The organism is Pseudoalteromonas agarivorans, from assembly GCF_024518735.1.
Lineage (GTDB): Bacteria > Pseudomonadota > Gammaproteobacteria > Enterobacterales > Alteromonadaceae > Pseudoalteromonas > Pseudoalteromonas atlantica.
In genome coordinates, this window is record NZ_JANIGJ010000004.1 from 215575 (window position 1) to 231703 (window position 16129).

The window sequence follows — 16129 nt, forward strand, 5'->3', positions numbered from 1 at the left end:
GCGGTTTTGGTGTTGCGATTATGAAATAGGTAAACGCTTCTTTATTTGTAAAATAGCGTTAGGGTATAAAGTTAAAGTAACGCGGCTTTAAGTGTTTGCGCATGCACTTTTTCACGCTTAACATATTTAATCCACTGTTTTGCTAAACGTTGTGATTTATCATGCTTTTGGGCTTGTTCAAACGCTAAAATAGACGCATCAAAATTTTGCATATTGTACTGTGCCATACCTAGCGCAACGTAAGCGTTTGATTCAAAATCAAGTCCGCCTTTATCAAGCGCCTTACGCGCAGCATCAGCCGCTTCTTCGTATTGCTCAGTGTTAACAAACACTTCTGCTAGGCGTTGATCGTACTTACCATGCTCTGATAGGTCAGCCGCTTTTGCGAAGTAGCTAATCGATTTTTCATCTTCTTTAGCTTGAATCATGGCCTCTGCAATAAAGGCATAGTTTTTCGCTGATTTTTCTACAATGCCTTTTTCTATCGCATCACTCATTGTTTTAGCTGCTTTGTATGCCAGGCCATTATAAAGGTAAGTTTGCGATAATTGTCTTAAGTCAGACTTGGTTTTTAAAAAGCCTTGTTGATACGCCGCTTCTATTACTGCTAGTTGCTCTTTTTCTTTGCCGGTTTCTCCGTACATACCAGCAAGCTGAACCCAATACTCTGGTTTATTGTAAAGCTTAACCATGCGCTCAAGCACTGCAACTACTTTATCTGTTTGATTAAGTGAGTAATACATAGCGCGCTGTAGTACCAACCAGTTTTCTTTAGGGATTTTGCCTTCGCTGTCGCTAAGAGCAATAACTTGATTGATGTACTCAAGCCCCTTTGGATATTCTTTTAACTGGTAATAAGTTTGCGCTCTAAGTAAGTAATACCCTTCTGTAATAGGTTTGGTATTTATTTCATCCCACTTATCTAAAAACGCGATAACTTTTTTATACTCGCCGTTGGCCATTGCAAGCTGCGCTAAGCTAAACGTGGTGCTTAAACGTAATGACTCAGGAATAGCCTCCTCGGCTACCACTTTTTCAAACGAGGCAATGGCTTTTGGTAAATCATTTTCGTTGTAATAAATAAAGCCATAAAAGTTATACATCATCGCAATTTCGTACGAGTTCATACTTGAAGCTCGCTCTTGAATGCTATCAAGTGCTTCAAGGCCGCCTTTTACATCGCCATCATCAGCGAGCTTTTGCGCACGAGCAAGCTGGCTATAGACCTTCTCGCGCAGTGCGGGTACACGCTTTGTTTTTTGCTCTTGCTCTGCATGGGCAGTTGCTACGTTTAGCCCCGGCACAAGGCTTAGCGTACTTGGCACAACAATACTTGCACTGATCGCGGCAGTGCAAAATAACGCCAGTTTTAAATTTTTAGCTGTAGGTAGTAATTTCATAATCGCCTCGCTATTTCATCCAATTAAGATAAGTTAACCATTAATTTGGAAAGATATTTTGTTTTGAACACCCGCCACTTCAACGGCTTCACCATTTACTACGCGCGGTTTATATTTAAATTTAAGTGCGGCATCCATCGCTGCTCTATCAAACAGTGACTCAGGGACCGCTTTTACTACTTGCGGGTCACGTACAGTACCTTGCTTAGTTACTGTAAATTCAACAATTACATAGCCTTCAATACCACGCGACAAAGCACGACGCGGATACACTGGAGCTACTTTTACAATGGGTAGGTATTCACCATCACTTGTTTCAAGCGCTAAGCCACCCGCTAGGTCAACGTCGCTGCCTACATCCGCACCAAAATCAAAATTATTGCTGGCCGCGTTTGCATCATTATTTTGCATTTGCGGCGACTCCATCGGTGGTGGTGGCTCTTTTGGTGTAGGTGGCTTTTGCGGTTTACGCTCTTTCTTTTGTACCGTTTCTTCTTTTTTCAAACGTACAAAGTCTAAAACGTTTCCTTTTACTGGCTCCGACATGGCACCTTCACCACCGGTGATCAGTGCCTGCATGCCTAAAAAAAGCATAAAGGTCACTACACCCGCTACTATTAATGCTACTAAATATCGCAACATGGCTAACCCTTAAGACGCATCTTGTGCAGCAATCGAAACATCAAACGCACCTGCAGCACGCGACGCATCCATTACTTTGATTAACATATCAGTGGTGGCTTTTTTATCAGCTTGAATAACCACGCTCCCTTGTGGGTTTTCTGCTTTTAAACGTTCGATATTGGCTTGCACTGCACGTACATCGATTTGACGTTTATTAATCCAAATCTCGCCTGTATCAGAAATAGCCACTAAAATATTAGCGCGTTCTTTTTTAACCGCTGTTGCGGCTTCTGGGCGGTTTACATCAATACCGGCTTCTTTAACAAACGAGGCGGTAACGATGAAGAAAATAAGCATGATAAATACAACGTCTAACATTGGGGTCATGTTAATTTCTTCAGCTTCGTCTTCTTGTAATAGGTTTCCTAACGGGGCTCTCATTTTTATTCTCCTAGGATGAGCGACTCTATAAGCCGCTTATCAAAATGTTACTTAATGGTCTAAAACCATGCTGTCTTCAAGTAGTTCAACTTCGCGCTTGGCTCTGCGCTGTAAAAACGTAGAGGCAAATACACCCGAAAGTGCGCCAACCATACCTGCCATGGTTGGAATAGTTGCTTTAGAAACACCTGATGCCATAGAGCGCGCACTACCCGTACCGGTAATTGCCATTACATCAAATACTTCAATCATTCCCGTTACTGTGCCTAACAGCCCAAGTAGCGGACACAATGCAACCATTACATTTATCAGTGCTAAGTTGGTGTCTAAACGCATTGAAGCACGTGAAATCATCGCCTGGCGTATTTGCTCAGCATTCCAGCTATTGCGCTCTGCACGGTTTTTCCACTGTGCTTTTACGTTTTGCTTGTAACTACGAAAACCTTTGAAAAAATAAATAAATCGCTCGAGTATCAATAACCACATCGCGAAGATTAACACCCCGATGACCAAGAGGACTTGGCCACCAGTGTCGAGAAAATCACGGATAGCATTGATTGAGTCAATCAATAGCACCATGGTTTATGCTCCCTTCTCGCTTCGCTGTGCGATAATACCTGCGCTTTGCTCTTGAATAGTAAGCAAAATATTTTTAGCGCGTGTATTAAGTAGGGTGTATAAAAATACCGTAGGAATTGCCACAACTAAGCCTAGCACCGTTGTTACCAATGCTTGCGAAATACCACCAGCCATTAGTTTAGGGTCACCTGTACCAAATAATGTGATTGCTTGGAAGGTGTTGATCATACCGGTTACTGTACCTAGTAAACCTAGCAGCGGCGCCACCACCGAGATGATTTTAATAAGCGTTAAATTACGCGTTACTTTTGGCATTTCACGTAAAATAGCTTCGCTTAATTTAAGCTCTAATGTGTCGTGGGCAACATCAGGGAACTGATCTTTAACTTTCATCACGCGGCCAAGTGGGTTGTCATCGCGTGCTACATCATCTTTAAGTTGACGACGAATTTTACCGCCCATAATCAGTAATGAGAAAAAACGTTCAAGTGAGATAAGTAAAGCAATAACACCTACACCTAAAATAACGTAACCGACTGTGCCACCTTGATGTACGCGCTCTTCGGTATCTGGTGCTTGCACTAATAAACCTAAAATTGAGCCACCCGTTGGGTCAAGTGCAAACTGCACAACACCATTTTTTGCATTTTGTAACTCTTCTGCAGTTGCAGTAAAACGTGCGACAGGCTGGCGATTTAACTCGCTTAAGGTATTTGTTACTGGGTTAAATTCTAGGTATTTACCGTTAGAGATTAAGTTAAAAGCACCTACACGTACCACTTCTTGTTGTGCTTTTTCACCACCTTGTACAATTACATCGGTAGTAAAGCGGCTTACTTTACCTTGCTCTGTCATTTCGCGCTGTAGCTCAAACCATACTTTTTCAATATCTTCGATAGAGGCAAGCTTTGAAGTAGAGCCCATTTTTTGTGCTAGCTCATCCATAAATGTGCTACGACCCGCAATTTCAGCTGATACCACAGAAGTAGCAAACTTATTGCTAGAATCACCAGCAACTTGCTGAAGCACACCAAATAGCTCTTTTAAAGAACCCATTCGTTTAGACAGTGTATCTGTTAAGTTAGCGAGTTTAATTTCGTTTTCTTCAAACTGTGTTTCTAAGCGCTCAGACTCAGCAAGCATTTGATTGCGTTTTGCTTGCGTGTTGTTAAGCATTTGCACTTGTTCGTTTTGGCGCGCCATAAATTCTTGTTCGCGTTGCTTGTTTTGCGCGCTTTGAGCCGATTTGCCTTCTTCAAGTGTTTTTAATAGTGAGTCTAAGTCCATAGGCTCAGCTGCCACACTTGCGCCTGCAAAGCTTAGGCTTGCAGCAAAAAGGGCCATTTTTGTCATTTGAGTAAACAGTTTCATCTTCAACCTCTTATTCTGCTGCGTGTACTGGCAGAGTTAACATATCTGGGGCAAGTTGCTTACGTGCGATACGTAAACCTTTGTTGATTTGGCTAATTGTTGAGTCTGGTAAAGTAACAAACGATTTTGTTTCTTCATCCCAGCTACCAGCTTGCTTACCATCACGTGTTAAATAAATAAGCTCTAAGCGGCCAATGCGTAAAAAGTCTACTTCACGCTCTTTACCGTCTACCTTTAGCAGTGAGGTGTAGGCTTCAATAGTGCGTCCGTAATCAACTTCTACTTGGTATGCTTCTAATACGCGGCGGAATTTTTCGCTTGAGTTAATATCTGCACGGTCCATCATGGCGTTTAAAGAGCTAATACGCTTAGTGCGCTCTTCTTGCAAAAATGGCACATCAAGTGCTACAAATTGCCCAAGCCCTTCAATCATGCGCAACATTAGTGGTGTGATCTGACGCTCAATAATAGAGACCTGATCCATTGAAAGGTTAAGTGACTCCATTTCTTCAATTTGGTTATTTAACTGTTTAGTTAATTGCGCGTTATAAACAGTTAAACCATCAATTTCTTTATTAAGGGTTTTAAACTGTTGAAGACGTCCTTGCATTGAATCAGCAATCTTGTCTATTTTTGTTTGTGATTGCGCAGCTGATTTATTTATTTCACTGCTTTTATCGATAACCTTTTCTAAATCATTGGCATGTACTGCAGCACTTGCTGCTACAATACCAGCTAAGATCAATGGTTTAACGCCTTTCATCGCATACACCTTTACTCGTTAATTAGCGGATTTGCTAGTTTGTTGTTTTAGCCTAAACTGACTTGTTTTAGGCTAAAGATTTTCAATGAGTGAAATTGTATAGATGAATAATGACAGGCATGTTGCGCAAAAAAGTCTATTTTGTTACAGCTGTAACATTTGCGTCTTATATCGGAGTGTTTATATGCAAAGCGTGTATTAAAGCAGCAAATACACGCACTTTGGCTAGATGTTAAGCTAATAAAGCGTTAATTGTGTTTAGTGTTTGCTGGTGATCGGTGTAATTTATTTTAATTGCAATGGCTTTATTATCAGTTATTAATACTAACGAAGGAAAGCCTTGTATTGGCAAACTTGCACTAAATGCTAACTCCTCATGTAATTTTTGATTCAAAGCCTCAGAGCAAAGTTCCTCGCAAAACTGTTGTTTATCAAGGCCTATTTTTTCAGCTAAGGTAATTAGAGTACTTTCATCAGATGGGTTTTGAGCATGTAAATAATAAGCATGTTGAATTGCCTCTATCATTTGTGGCTCTTTATTATGCGCTCTGGCAATAATCGCCGCTCTGCAGGCTGGGTAAGTAGAGCGCCTTGGCTGACAAACCTGCCAAAAATCAAAATTAAACTGTGTGCCCAACATCGCACTAATTTTATGCCACGTGCTTTGGAGCATGGCGCGCATATTTTCAGGCATGGGTTCTTGGCTATCTGGAGCAAGCCCCCCTACTTTGTATTCTATAGTAAGCTGCGAAGATAATGCGGCTTTTAGTTTTAACCACGTCGGTTTATATCCCCAGCACCAACTGCACATAGGGTCGTGTACATATATAAGTTTAGTTTGAGTCATAGTGTTCCTGTGTGATTTGATACAACTTTGTTACGCCCTTGCTCTTTAGCTAGGTACAGGTATTCGTCTGCTTGTTTAAGTACACGGCTGTAATGATCCACATTATCAACCTGTGCCACACCTATACTACAGGTAATAAATATCCGTTTATTATCGCTGGTTAAAATAGCTTGTTTTGCGACACATTGTCTAAAATCATCGGCTAATTTTGTAGCCACTGGGGCTGTCTCTTTAGGTAAAATCACCACAAACTCTTCGCCTCCATAACGGGCTTTAACTGCGGAGTTTGGAAATTGTGAATCAAGTAATTTGGTAAATTCTATCAACACTGTATCGCCAAAGTCATGACCATAGGTATCGTTTAGTCGTTTAAAATAATCTAAATCAAGTAATAAAATAGAAAACGGCAGGTAGTTTTCGGGCGTTTTAGCAGCTAATTTTAAAAAGTGAGCGGTGATGAAACGCCTGTTCGCGCCACCCGTTAACTGATCTGTATAGGCATCTTGCGTTTGCGCAAGGGTTATATCAGCAATTGCCAGGTGACTTTTATGCCTGAAATATTCACCTATAAACGAAAAAATAAACACCAGTGTAAAAGAGGCTAAAAACCGAGACTTTTCAATACCGCCATAGTTAACTTGGCCAAAATCAGGCCCGTATAAAATAACACTGCAGCACAGTAATAAGCCTAAGCCAAGCCTGCAGCCATGCTTTACACCTAAAGAGGCAAAACACACTACAGGGTAAAACATTAGCCAATAAAGCGCGGTATTTTCTTTTCCGCCTGTATACGTAAGGGCTACACACATAATAAACACTATACACATACTTATAAGTGCAACCATATCAAGCTTGGCTGTTTTTATAAAATAAAAAGTGCCGCTAATAAGGGTAATATTAACCGCGATTAACGACGCGGTAAGAATAGGCGAATACACCGTGTAGTTAAACACCACCAACATAGAGATAACAATAATAGCAATGGCTATCATGGTGAATAGTGAAAATGCTTGGCGCTGTTTATCCGAGCTATACACCGTATCTATGTTAATAAGGCTTAACCAACTTTGTCCTGTAACCGATTTTTTGGGCATATTTTAAACTCTAAACTTTTGAACCATTTGCTCTAAATCACTAAATTGTTGTTTAAGTTTAGTACATTCATTGAGGGTGTTTTTTAAATTTTCTTGGCTTTGTACCGATAACTCACTCATGCTTGTAATGTCTGCGTCGAGCACTTTAACAAGGTCGTTTTGCTCAACAGTGGCATTGGCAACACTATGATTAGCAATGCTAATTTGTTTTATTGACTCTATTATTTGGCCCATTAACACGCTCACACCTTCAGCGTGCTCTACGCTTTTTTCACTGTTTTGAATACTAGTTTTCATCAGCTCTACCGCTTGGTTTGAGCCTCTTTGTAGTTGCCCTACGGTATCTTCAATCTCTTGGGTTGATTGCTGAGTACGATGTGCTAATTGGCGTACCTCATCAGCCACAACAGCAAAACCGCGCCCAGCTTCGCCTGCTCTTGCAGCTTCAATTGCCGCATTTAATGCAAGTAAGTTGGTTTGCTCGCTCACACCTTTAATTACCTCAAGCACTTGCCCAATACTAATTGTATGCGCGTTAAGGCTATTAATAGTGTGTTGCGCTTGTTCCATATTGGCTGATAACTGATGGATACTATTAACGCTGTGCAATAAGGTTTGCTGGTTTTGTGTTGAATGCTCATCTGCATTTTTAGCAATTACAGAAGCGTCACTGGCGTTATTAGCAATAGCCATAGCCGATTGCGAAAAATTATTAACCGCCATGGCCACACTATCAGTACGTTTTGTTTGGTCATGGTGCATGGCTAATGAAGAATGTGTTTGCGACACCACGCTGGCTATTACGCTATCGAGTTGTTTAGTCGTTAATTTAACGTGTTCAATAGAGTGCTGGATTTTTTCAATAAAAATGTTAAACGAGTGACTAATTTGGCCAAACTCATCATTGTTTTCAACCTTTAAACGTTTGGTTAAATCGCCTTCGCCTTTTGCAATATCTTCTAGTGCATCATTTAGGCGCGCCATAGGTTGCATTAAGTAACGCAGTAAAAATTGCATAAACACAATAATGGCCACAATTCCCACTAACATATAAATAAGCGCGTTAATACCAAAGCGAAACACCTCTGCATAGGCTTGGTTTTTATCAATAACGACACCTAAATACCAGTCAACATTGTCTATGCCACGTATTTTAGTAAACGATATCAACTGCGGCTCACCCGCTATATCATATTGTGTAAATTCGCTATTAAGCGCGGTAGGTTGGCCAAATAATTCGGAAGTGTTTTTTAAATTAAGTTCGTTATTAGGATGGCTTAGCACTTGACCATTTTTATCTACTAAAAAAGCATGCCCTAACCCTAAAAAATCAATATCGTTAATTATTTCAGTCACTATGTGCATGTCTATATCTGCACCCGCTACGCCACTAAAGCGGCCATTGCTTTGAATAGGCACGACTGCAGATATAGTCAGCTCGTTGGTGGTTACATCAATATACGGGGTGGTAAATGCGGTATAGCTTTTATTTTCGACTAACTTATACCAAGGGCGCGAGGTGGCATCAAAATCAGAGGGCAACACAATGCTTTGGTCGTTAAGTATAAATAAACCACTTGGTTTACCTATATACGTATTTTTAAAGCCACCAGCGTATTTAGCAGTATTAAGCTGGGCAAGGGTTAACTGTTTTGGATCACTATTTTTGTGAGTTTGCGCAATCGATTTTACTATGGTGAGTTTAGCGTTAAGCCAGCTTGCAATGTTTTGAGAGGTAGATTCTGAATTTTGCTTAAGGACTAAATCGAGCTGCTGTTGCGTTTGGTTTCGCATGGCGATGTAATTATTTATAGCAAATAAACCCAGTACAATAACCAGTACCATAGATGCTGCAATAGTCACTTTTGAGGTGAATTTAAGTGAGTTAAGCATGACTGCCCTTTTTTATTTTTTGTTATTAATTATATTTTTAGCAAAAATTTAAAGGTATGTCGTGGTTAATGAGGTAGATAAGCAGGTTATGTACTTAAAATAAGAATAAAGAACCAGCTCTGTTCGGTATATAGTTGTAACAACTCTATTTTTTAAGAACAAACCTTCGCTTGGAACGTTCCTATAAAATGGTAATAAAAAAGCGACTGAATACGTATTCAGTCGCTCTTTCATCAGGGAGTATTTACCACTTTTTAGCTAAACGAACCACGTTCAAGCCATACCAAGCAATAAATACATAACACACTAGCGGAACAAAAAAGCTTTGCTGAATATTAACAACATCAGCAATGTAACCCTGTAATAAAGGCACCAAGGCACCCCCTACTATTGCCAAACACAACCAACCAGAGCCTTTACTGGTTAATGAGCCTAAGCGCTCTATCGCTACAGAAAATATAGTCGGGAACATAATTGAGTTAAATAAACCAATGGCCAGTACCGCGTACAGGGCTACATTGCCTTGCGTAAATATAGTCACAAGTAATAAGGCAATTACCATGCAGGCATTAAATGCCAATGCTTTAGATGGCGCTATTTTTTGTAGTGCAGCAGAGCCAATAAAGCGGCCAACCATTGCTCCGCCCCAATAGTAGCTGATCAGTGCAGCAGCAGCGTGCTCTTCAAGCCCAGCTATATGTGCTTCACCAAAAAAGTTAACTAAAAAACTACCAATAGCCACTTCACCACCGACATAACAAAATATAGCAAATACGCCCATTGTTAAATGAGGTGCCTGTGTTAGTGAGCGAGTTTCATTAACCGGGTTATTTTCTTCTTTATGGCCTTCTATTTCAGGAAGCTTAATAAAGGCAAATACGATAGCAATAATAAGTAAGGCCGCTGCTAACATTAAATAAGGTACTTTTACAGACTCAGCAGAAGCAGCACTTGCCGCTAATGTACCTGCGGTACCAAAAAACAGGATACCTCCAACATACGGGCCTACGGTTGTCCCTAAGGCATTAAGTGCTTGCGCTAAATTTAGCCTAGATGAGGCGGTTTTTTCCGGCCCTAAAGCAGCTACATACGGGTTTGCAGAAACCTGCAAAACAGTTACACCAGCAGCCAGTACAAATAATGCACCTAAAAACAACCAGTATTCATGCACTACTACCGCAGGGTAAAACAACATACAGCCAATTGAGGCAACCACTAGGCCGGTTAGTATGCCTTTTTTATAACCTAATTGTTTAACCAAAATTCCAGCTGGAATAGAGACAATAAAATAGGCGCCAAAAAAGCAAAACTGTACGAGCATTGCTTCAAAGTAAGTTAGGTCAAAAACGCCTTTCAGACGAGGTATTAGCACGTCGTTTAAAACGGTAATAAAACCCCATAAAAAAAACAGTGTGGTCATTGCAGTCAGCGGTAACAGGTAATTTTTATTTTGTTGCTCTTTGACCGCAAATGATTGATTGGTATTTATTTCACTCACGTCATTTTCACTCCATTAACAAGTTGAAAATGATTTTACACGTTTGCGACACATTATAAGTACAAAATAATTGGAACGTTACAATTAATCGCATTCATTTAATAAGGCCTGTTTCATCCTTTGGGTTTCGCCGCTATTTTTAAATTTGTATAAAGCAGTATTAATATCTTCTAATACAGTGAGCCAGTTTGGTGTTTTTTTACTAATCGCAAAATATAAAGGGTTATATTGAATTGCCTTGCTTTCTGGTTCGATAGCACTAAGTAGGGTCTGTTTTTCGCTATCGGGTAAAGCTGCATATTTTACCGAGTAAAGTAACACAGCGGGGTCGCCTATAATTAAATCTACACGTCCTGCAGCGAGTAATTTTACAAGTTGTAAATCGTCTACGGCATGAATAATAATAAACTCATTATTATCCATCATGGCATCAAACTCAGGGGTATTTTGATACCCTCTTACAACACCAATACGCGAGCCTTTAAGCGACTTTAAATTGCCATTAAACCTGTCGGGCTCGCCTTTGCGTTTTAAAAAACCTATGTTACCGCCTTCAAACGAATTAGAAAGCCCTAAAAGCTTACGGCGTGTTTTACCTTCTATGTAATCAGATGGCGCGGTGTCTTCAATATAATACTCTGGCATTAAAACATCGGCTTTACCGAGCTCTACAGAACGAACAGCTCTCGCCCAAGGAACAAACTCTATATAAGCACTATAACCAGCGCTATGTAGAATCGCCGTACTAAATTGATATACCCAGCCTTTGTTACACAGCTTATTACCTATGTAAGGCGGCCAGTCTAATGTAACCACATGAATTGTTTGATTGCTGTTTGGCGCGCTAAATAGGTAACCCGATTTATAGCGCTCACCTATTACAGTGTGACGAGTATCATCTTGCATGTAGGTCACAGGAACCTCAGCAAAACAATAAGATGAAAAGAGTATGAGGATTAAAAATAAACGCATAATTAAATTTCATTTACAATATGTTCCTAAAGTGTAGAACTTAGTACATAAAGTAAAAGAAATTTTAATTAAAATTACAGCAGTGGGTGCTTAAGCTTTTACCCACTTCATTTTATTATTGGTATCGCGAGAATTAATAATAGTTGAGTCGCTGCTCTCTACCCCACCAAGTTTGGCTAAACGGTCGTAAAGTACCACATTGCAGGTGGCCGCAAGGTTCATACAACCAATTGTAGGTACGTAAACCACTTCATCGCACCATTTTAAAACCTCTTTTGGTACTGAGCCGTCTTCTGGCCCAAATACATAAAATGCGTTTTCAGGGTGTTTAAAATCAGGTAACGCCGTGGCGCCTTCAATCAGCTCAATAACCACAACCTTTGCGCCTTCAGGTTTTACACTGAGTAGGTTATCAGTGCCGGTAAGTGCAATACGCTCAACAACATTTTTAGTATCGGTATGAAACTTTTTAGCATTTAAGTAGCGACTACCGGTAAAGAATACTTGTTTAGCGTCATAACAACCCGCGGCACGTAAAACGCCGCCAACATTTGTCGGGCTTTTAGGATTAATTAAACCTATTACAGCCTTAAACTCGCTCATCAGTCGCAATCCTTTGTTGGCCACTCAGCAATGTATAAATCAAAGTCATCGAGCTTTACGTCACAGTCTTTTACGGTTTTATCTTTAACAGAAATACCAAGTGCATGCATTTGGGTTTTGTCACCCTGATTTAATAGCGGATGCCAAGAGGCTAAACCTCGCCCCTCGTGAAGACGGCGATAACTACAGCTTTGCGGCATAAAAAAGATATCTTTAAGGTTGGCTTTGGTCAGTTTAACGCAAGAAGGGACAAGCGTTTGGCGGTTTTCGTATTCGCTACAACCACAGGTATTGTTATCAAGGTATTGGCAAACAATGTTGGTGAAAATAAGCTCTTCGCCTTCACGTAGTTGATCGGTGGCGGTAAATTCATCTTCATCTTCACTGTCAATAAAGGTATTTAAACAGCATTTTCCGCAACCATCACAAATCGCTTCCCATTCGTTTTGGTTCATATCGGCTAAGCTTTTTTTAAGCCAAAACTGTGTATTTGCTAACTCTTGATCAAACATAATTTACTCGCGCCCCTAAAGAGCGCGCATTCTAACGTATTGCTACAGCGTGCGCAAAGCCCGTGCCTTTATTTGTACGGGCTTTGTGCATTTTGCTATTTACTGGCAGCAACCCAACGTTTAATTTTTTCCTCTAAAATAGGCATCGGCAAGGCGCCATCAATCAATATTTGCGTATGAAACGCTTTAATATCAAACTTATCACCTAACTCTTTTTTAGAGTAGTCACGTAATTGTTGAATTTTAAATTGGCCCAATTTGTACGAAAGTGCTTGGCCAGGCCATGCAATATAACGCTCAACTTCTGCTATCACATCGCTTTTAGCCATTGACGAATTTGCCAGCATGTAATCGATACCTTGCTGTCGAGTCCAGCCTTTTGCATGAAAGCCTGTATCAAGCACTAAGCGCATTGCTCTAAGTTGCTCATCGGCCAAACGCCCGTACCACATATAAGGGTCTGTAAATAAGCCCAACTCTTTTCCTAAGCTTTCTGCGTACAACGCCCAGCCCTCTGCAAATACCGTGTAGCCGCCAAATTTTCTAAAATCTGGAAGGCCATCTATTTCTTGCTGTAAAGCAATTTGAAAGTGATGGCCTGGCGCGGCTTCGTGTATAGAGAGTGTTTCTAATAAAAATTTTGGCTGCGCTTTAAGGTTATAAGTATTGATGTAAAAAATACCTGGTCGAGAGCCATCAGGTGCAGGCGCTGCATAAGATGCACCCGCTGCAGATTGGGCTCGGTAAGGTTCAACCGCTTTTACAACATAAGGGGCTTTAGGCGCAACATCGAACAGTAAAGGGACGCGCGCATCTATTTTTTGTTTTATATCTTCATACGCTGCTATTAATGCCTCTGACGTATCGTAATAAAATTGGTCCGAATCACGTAAGTGCTGAAAAAACTCATCCAAGGTGCCGTTAAAACCTACCTCGTGTTTTACTTTTTTCATCTGACTCAAAATACGCGAAACTTCACTTAAACCAATCTCATGTATTTCATCTGCAGAAAGGCTCAACGTGGTATTTTTTTTAATTTGATATTCATACCAAGCTTTACCATTAGGCAAGTCGCTATAGCCTACCGTTTCTCGGCTTTGAGGAATGTATTGATTGGCTAAAAAGTCGCTCATACTTTTATATGCAGGCACTAATTGCTGCATAATAAGTGCTTTATATTGCGCCGTTATTTGCTGCTTTTGCTGTGCGGTAAATGAGGCTGGTAAGTTTTTAATTGGCCCCCAAAATAACGAATCCTCAGCATTTTTAACCACATGCGCGGCAAATTGTGGCTGAAGCTTTTTAGCTAATGGTTTTGGTAAGGTAATGCCCGCTTTAATCCCCTTCGCCATCGCGCGCTCTACACTGCTGAGCCAGGAAATAAAGCCTTCGCTTCGTTTTATAAAATTATTGTAATCTTCTACGGTATTAAATGGCTGCGCACTTTGCCCCGAGCCAAAACCTGCAAAGGTATTATGCGCTCCCGCCATTTGGTTAATAGGCTGCATATAGCTTGGAAATTGCATTCCCTCTAAATTAAGTGCTAGGTCTCTTTGTAATATTTCATAGCTGAGTAACGCTTGCCCTGTTAACTGCGCCTTATCAATAAGTGTTAAACGTTGTTGATACTTTTTGTAAAACGCGGCTTTTTTTGCCCTATTCTTTTGGGTAATAGCGGGGGTAAACTTATCATTAAATTCACTGCGCCCACTATAAGTTGCATTAATAGGTTTAAAGCTGAGTAACTCGTTGTAGTACTGTGCTACAAGTACATCTAATTGCTGCTCATAAGAGAGCTCTGAAACAATAGCCGCAGGTGCGTTTGACGTGTTTAGCTGTGCACTATTGCCAGTGTTATTACTGGTTTGTGTGTTCATACAGCCACTTAAAGCAAACATAACGCCACTGGCAACTAAGGCTAATTTAATTGATTTCATGGTAATCCTTTTTAGTATCGTCAGCCGATTATGCGCATTTAACCTGCGTTAATAAAGAAATTACGATAAGTGGCGATTAACCTATTATATTTACACTTTTATATTAGGTTGTTACATTTCAATTAATTAAACCGCCACCAGAAGAAAAAACAATGAAAAAAAAGCTACTCAGCGCCTCCGTTGCACTTATGTGTTTAGGAAGCTTTAACGCGCAAGCCCTTACTTATATATCTGCTAAAGCCATGGTAGATGTTCAAACAGGCGAGGTTATTCAATCGCCGCTGATCACCATTGATAATGGGGTGATCACTAACGTTGCACAAAACAAAAAGCCGAGCATGAGCAAAAACGATCAGCATATTGATTTACCCGAGCTCACTTTAATGCCGGGCCTTATGGATATGCATGTACATTTGACCAGCGACCCTACGGTATCTCGAAGTGAGCGTTTAAGTCAGTCGGTACCGCGCATGGCCATTAAAGCCGCGCACTTTGCTAAAAAAACATTGCTTGCTGGTTTTACTACCCTCAGAAATGTAGGGGCCGAGGGCTATAGCGTGATTGCAGTGCGTGATGGTATTAACGCCGGAGATATTGTAGGCCCGCGTATTTGGGCAGCTGGCCCTTCGCTTGGGATCACAGGCGGACATTGCGATAATAACCGTTTACCACCAGAGCTAAAATACACTTCAACAGGGGTAGCCGATGGTCCATGGGCTGCACGTGTAAAAGTACGAGAAAACATAAAGTATGGCGCTAATGCCATTAAGTTTTGTGCCACGGGGGGCGTTTTTTCTAAAGGGACAAAAGTGGGTGTACAGCAGTATTCATTTGAAGAAATGAAAGCCATTGTAGATGAAGCCCACATGCGTGATTTACCTGTAGCCGCTCACGCACATGGCACAAGTGGTATTAAAACAGCTATAAAAGCCGGCGTAGATAGTATTGAACATGCCAGCTTTTTAGATGATGAAGCCATCGCACTTGCTAAAAAACATGGCACGTGGTTATCAATGGACATTTATAATACAGAATACACACTGAGCTTTGGTGAGCAAAATGGGGTAGATGAAGAAAACCTCAATAAAGAACGCCAAGTGTCTAAAAAGCAACGCGACAGCTTTAACCGCGCAGTAAAAGCCGGTGTAAATATGGTATTTGGTACCGATGCTGCTATTTATCCTCATGGCGATAACGCCAAACAATTTAGCCGTATGGTTAAATTTGGCATGAGCGAACTACAAGCAATACAGGCTGCCACCATTAACAGTGCAAAGCTATTAAAAATGGATAATAAACTGGGTCAGCTAAAATCAGGGTTTGCAGCCGACATTATTGCCGTAAAAGGTAATCCACTTAAAAATATCTCTGTGCTTGAGCGCATTCCTTTTGTTATGAAAGCAGGCGTTGTTTATAAAAAATAGTCATTAATTAGTGTATTATTTTACAAAAGCATAAAAGCTTACACTTTTATGCTTTTTTATTTACCGCATTATTTCAACCTTAAATTTACTTTTTAGAACAATAACTCACCTACTACGCAATTAATTTCACTTTTGTAGAATTTTTTATTCACTTAACGAATAATAACTATT

15 protein-coding genes are annotated in these 16129 nt (G+C 40.5%); 1 reads left to right on the forward strand and 14 read right to left on the reverse strand.

Annotated elements, in window-relative coordinates; all coding sequences use genetic code 11:
• Positions 1-71: 71 nt before the first annotated feature.
• The 14 genes from NQT65_RS09450 to NQT65_RS09515 all read right to left on the reverse strand — a co-directional run bounded on the left by NQT65_RS09450 (position 72) and on the right by NQT65_RS09515 (position 14534).
• A complete protein-coding gene (locus NQT65_RS09450) occupies positions 72-1400 on the reverse strand; it encodes a CDC27 family protein (RefSeq protein WP_256851045.1) in 1329 nt (442 codons plus the stop codon).
• Positions 1401-1433: 33 nt separating this feature from the next.
• Entirely contained in the window at positions 1434-2039 is a 606-nt protein-coding gene (locus NQT65_RS09455; RefSeq protein ID WP_029772986.1) for an energy transducer TonB, read from the reverse strand.
• Positions 2040-2051: 12 nt separating this feature from the next.
• Positions 2052-2465 carry an ExbD/TolR family protein gene (locus tag NQT65_RS09460; protein ID WP_004586342.1) on the reverse strand — a complete coding sequence of 138 codons (414 nt, stop codon included), beginning with the start codon at positions 2463-2465 and terminating at the stop codon, positions 2052-2054.
• Between the two features lie 51 nt (positions 2466-2516).
• The gene (locus NQT65_RS09465; RefSeq protein WP_029772985.1) at positions 2517-3044 is read right to left on the reverse strand and encodes a MotA/TolQ/ExbB proton channel family protein; all 528 of its coding nucleotides are present in this window, start codon (positions 3042-3044) and stop codon (positions 2517-2519) included.
• A 3-nt stretch (positions 3045-3047) separates the two neighbouring features.
• Positions 3048-4415, reverse strand: a complete 1368-nt coding sequence (locus NQT65_RS09470) for a MotA/TolQ/ExbB proton channel family protein (protein WP_064387264.1) — start codon at positions 4413-4415, stop codon at positions 3048-3050.
• A 10-nt stretch (positions 4416-4425) separates the two neighbouring features.
• A complete protein-coding gene (locus tag NQT65_RS09475) occupies positions 4426-5178 on the reverse strand; it encodes a DUF3450 domain-containing protein (RefSeq protein ID WP_256851046.1) in 753 nt (250 codons plus the stop codon).
• Positions 5179-5410: 232 nt separating this feature from the next.
• A complete protein-coding gene (locus NQT65_RS09480; RefSeq protein WP_126008841.1) occupies positions 5411-6025 on the reverse strand; it encodes a DsbA family protein in 615 nt (204 codons plus the stop codon).
• On the reverse strand, positions 6022-7119 hold the full coding sequence (locus tag NQT65_RS09485) for a GGDEF domain-containing protein (RefSeq protein ID WP_256851047.1): 1098 nt from the start codon (positions 7117-7119) through the stop codon (positions 6022-6024). The genes NQT65_RS09480 and NQT65_RS09485 overlap by 4 nt, the downstream gene beginning before the upstream one ends.
• Before the next feature lie 3 nt (positions 7120-7122).
• The gene (locus NQT65_RS09490; protein ID WP_256851048.1) at positions 7123-9012 is read right to left on the reverse strand and encodes a methyl-accepting chemotaxis protein; all 1890 of its coding nucleotides are present in this window, start codon (positions 9010-9012) and stop codon (positions 7123-7125) included.
• A gap of 244 nt (positions 9013-9256) precedes the next feature.
• Entirely contained in the window at positions 9257-10510 is a 1254-nt protein-coding gene (locus NQT65_RS09495; RefSeq protein ID WP_004586349.1) for a sugar MFS transporter, read from the reverse strand.
• 84 nt (positions 10511-10594) lie between these two features.
• On the reverse strand, positions 10595-11482 hold the full coding sequence (locus NQT65_RS09500) for a substrate-binding periplasmic protein (protein WP_126008847.1): 888 nt from the start codon (positions 11480-11482) through the stop codon (positions 10595-10597).
• 90 nt (positions 11483-11572) lie between these two features.
• Positions 11573-12085, reverse strand: a complete 513-nt coding sequence (locus NQT65_RS09505; protein WP_126008849.1) for an RNA methyltransferase — start codon at positions 12083-12085, stop codon at positions 11573-11575.
• Entirely contained in the window at positions 12085-12597 is a 513-nt protein-coding gene (locus tag NQT65_RS09510; protein WP_024031710.1) for a YcgN family cysteine cluster protein, read from the reverse strand. Before NQT65_RS09510 ends, NQT65_RS09505 begins: the two co-directional genes overlap by 1 nt.
• Before the next feature lie 95 nt (positions 12598-12692).
• The gene (locus tag NQT65_RS09515) at positions 12693-14534 is read right to left on the reverse strand and encodes a DUF885 domain-containing protein (protein ID WP_256851049.1); all 1842 of its coding nucleotides are present in this window, start codon (positions 14532-14534) and stop codon (positions 12693-12695) included.
• 152 nt (positions 14535-14686) lie between these two features.
• Here NQT65_RS09515 and NQT65_RS09520 point away from each other — a divergent pair, with 152 nt between their 5' ends.
• A complete protein-coding gene (locus NQT65_RS09520) occupies positions 14687-15958 on the forward strand; it encodes a Xaa-Pro dipeptidase (protein ID WP_126008853.1) in 1272 nt (423 codons plus the stop codon).
• The last annotated feature ends 171 nt before the right edge of the window (positions 15959-16129 follow it).